Origin of the sequence: Streptomyces rugosispiralis (assembly GCF_024505145.1) — a bacterium.
Lineage (GTDB): Bacteria > Actinomycetota > Actinomycetes > Streptomycetales > Streptomycetaceae > Streptomyces > Streptomyces rugosispiralis.
In genome coordinates this window covers 1-3,339 of record NZ_JANIAA010000126.1, presented here as the reverse complement: position 1 = coordinate 3,339, position 3,339 = coordinate 1, and the positions used below count along the sequence as shown (strand labels likewise).

1 protein-coding gene is annotated in these 3,339 nt (G+C 72.7%); it reads left to right on the top strand.

The genetic code is table 11. The features are described from left to right. Window positions 1–3,339: type I polyketide synthase (locus NP777_RS46610; protein WP_305890849.1), on the top strand; the 3,339-nt coding region annotated here is incomplete at both ends.

Below are 3,339 nucleotides of genomic sequence, written 5' to 3'. Positions count from 1 at the left end.
GCCTCGGCCGGTCTCCACGACCCCGTGCACCCGCTGCTCACCGCCGCCGTCCACCTCCCCGACACCGGGGGCACCGTCCTCACCGGACGACTCTCCCTGGCCACTCACCCCTGGCTGGCCGACCACACCGTGTCCGGCGCCGTGCTCCTCCCCGGCGCGGCGATGGCCGAACTCGCCATCCGGGCCGGGGACGAGACCGACACCCCCACCCTGGAAGAACTGGTCATCGAGCAGCCACTGGCCCTGCCGGACAGTGGCTTCCTGGACATCCGGGTGGTCGTGGGCGGCCCCGACGAGTCGGACCGCCGGGACGTACGCATCTACTCGCGCGCCGAGGAAAGCGCCCAGTGGACGGAACACGCCACCGGCACGCTGGCCCAGGACACCACCACCGCTCCCCCGCCATCCGCCCTGGCCGAATGGCCGCCCGCCGACGCCGAGCCGGTGGCCGTCGAGGGCCTGTACGAGCAAATGGCCGAGGGGGGCTACGACTACGGGCCGACCTTCCAGGGCCTGAAGGCGGTCTGGACGCGCGACGACGAGGTGTTCGCGGAGGCCGCGCTGCCGGAGGACCAGTCGGAGGCCGCCGGCCGGTTCGGCATCCACCCGGCACTGCTCGACGCGGCGTTGCACGCGAGCAACTACTGCCTGCCCGGCGAACCCGGCAGCCGCATGCTGCTGCCGTTCGCGTGGAACGACATACGCCTGCACGCCACCGGTGCCACGTCGGTGCGCGTACACGCCCGTTACGCCGAGGACAGCGGGCTCTCGGTGGCCCTGGTCGACGCGGCCGGAGGGCTGGTCGCGTCGATCGGCTCGCTGGTACTGCGGGAGGTTGACGCAGGGCAGCTCGAAGCGCTCACCTCCACACCGCTCAACGACGCCCTGTGGACGGTCACCTGGACCGAAGACAACACCACCACCGGCACGGACGGGGTCCTCTGGGGCACTGTCGGGAACATCTCCCCCGCCCTCGCCACCGCGGAACCCCCGGCCTTCGCCGATGGCACGGAGATCGCCGAGGCCGAGGACCGGCCCACCCTGATCGTCGCCGACACCACCGTGTGGCAGTCGCCCGACACCGATCCCACCACCCACGCGCGCGAGGTGGCCACCCGGGTGCTGGACCTCTTGCGGCAGTGGGTGACGCTGCCCGAGCTGTCGGACACCCGGCTGGTGATACTCACGCGCGGCGCGATGGCCGTCCACGACTCGGCCGAGGTCACCGATCCCGCGGCGGCGGCGATCTGGGGTCTGGTCCGCTCGGCACAGTCCGAGCACCCCGGCCGGTTCCACCTCATCGACACCGACGGCCACTCGGACCGGGCGCTGCCCACCGCACTCGGCAGCGACCAGCCCCAACTGGCCCTCCGCGACGACACCCTCTGGGCGCCCCGGCTCACCGCCGCGCCCACCACCGCGCCGGCCCAGCCACTCCCCCTCGGCCCCGAGGGCACCGTCCTCATCACCGGCGGCACCGGCACCCTCGGCGCCCTCACCGCCCGCCACCTCATCAGCCGGCACGGCGCCCGGCACCTGTTGCTCACCAGCCGCCAGGGGCTCGACGCCCCCGGTGCGGCCGAACTCACCACCGAACTCACCGAACTCGGCGCACACGTCCGCATCACCGCCTGCGACACCGCCGACCGCGGCCAACTCACCGCCCTGCTGGCCGAGATCCCGGCCGACCACCCCCTCACCGCCGTCATCCACACCGCGGGCACTCTCGACGACGGCATCCTCACCGCACTCACCCCCGACCGCCTCGACACGGTCTTCCGCCCCAAGGTCGACGCGGTCACCCATCTCCACGACCTCACCCGCGGCCTCGACCTGACCGCCTTCGTTGTGTACTCCTCCGCCACCGGCACCCTCGGCACCCCCGGCCAGGCCAACTACGCCGCCGCCAACACCTACGTCGACGCCCTCATCCAGCAACGCCACGCCGCCGGGCTCCCCGCCACCTCACTCGCCTGGGGGCTATGGGAAACCACCAGCGCCCTCACCGCCACCATGAACACCGAGGACCGCCGGCGCACCCACCGCGGTGGTGTCGCACCCCTCACCGACGACGAGGGTCTCGCCCTCCTCGACAGGGCCCTGACCACCGCCCATCCCCACCTCGTCCCGATCAGGATCAGCACGGGCGCGCTGCGGGCCGACGGCAGGGCGCAGTCCGTTCCCCCGCTGCTCCGTCATCTCGTACGGCGCCCCGCGCGCCGTACGGCCCACACTCCGGCGCCCGCCGACACGTCGTCGCTCATGCGGCGGCTCACCGGTCTCGACCATGGCGCACGGCTGCGCCACCTCACCGAACTCGTCCGCAGCGAGGCCGCCGCCGTGCTCGGGCATACGACGATCGACAGCATCGGGCCGGAGCAGCCCTTCCGGGAGATCGGGTTCGACTCGCTGACGGCGGTGGAACTGCGCAATCGCCTCAACGCGGCCACGGGGCTGCGGCTCCCGGCGACGGTGGTGTTCGACTACCCGACCGCCACGATCATCGCCGGGTATCTGCGGGATGAGCTCTTCGGCTCGACGCAGGTGGCTCCGGCCGCCGTGACCGGGCCGGGGGCCGACGCGGACGACCCCGTGGTCATCGTCGGCATGGCGTGCCGGCTCCCCGGACGGGTGACCGACCCGGACGGGCTGTGGCGGCTGGTGGCCGACGGGGAGGACGGCATCGGGGCGTTCCCCGCCGACCGCGGTTGGGACCTGGACACGCTGTTCGACCCGGATCCGGACCGGGTGGGCACGACCTATGTGCGCGAGGGCGGGTTCCTGGAGGGTGCCACCCAGTTCGACGCGGACTTCTTCGCCATCTCCCCGCGTGAGGCCGTGGCGATGGACCCGCAGCAGCGGCTGCTGCTGGAGACCGCGTGGGAGACCTTCGAGCAGGCCGGTATCGCCCCGCGCTCGATGCAGGGGAGCGACACCGGTGTGTTCGCCGGGCTCATCTACCACGACTACGCCACAAACGCCGGTGAGCTGCCCGAGGGGTCCGAGACCTATCTGAGCACGGGGAAGTCGGGGAGCGTGGTGTCCGGGCGGGTGGCCTACGCGCTGGGCCTGACCGGTCCGGCGGTGACGGTGGACACGGCGTGCTCGTCCTCCCTGGTGGCCATCCACTGGGCGGCCAAGGCAGTGCGCGAGGGCGAGTGCTCGATGGCCCTGGCCGGGGGCGTGACGGTGATGTCGACTCCGGATGGGTTCGTGAGCTTCTCCCACCAGCGCGGCCTCGCGCCGGACGGCCGCAGCAAGTCCTTCAGCGAGGGCGCCGACGGCACCACCTTCAGCGAGGGTGTCGGGCTGGTGCTGCTGGAACGACTCTCCGAGGCG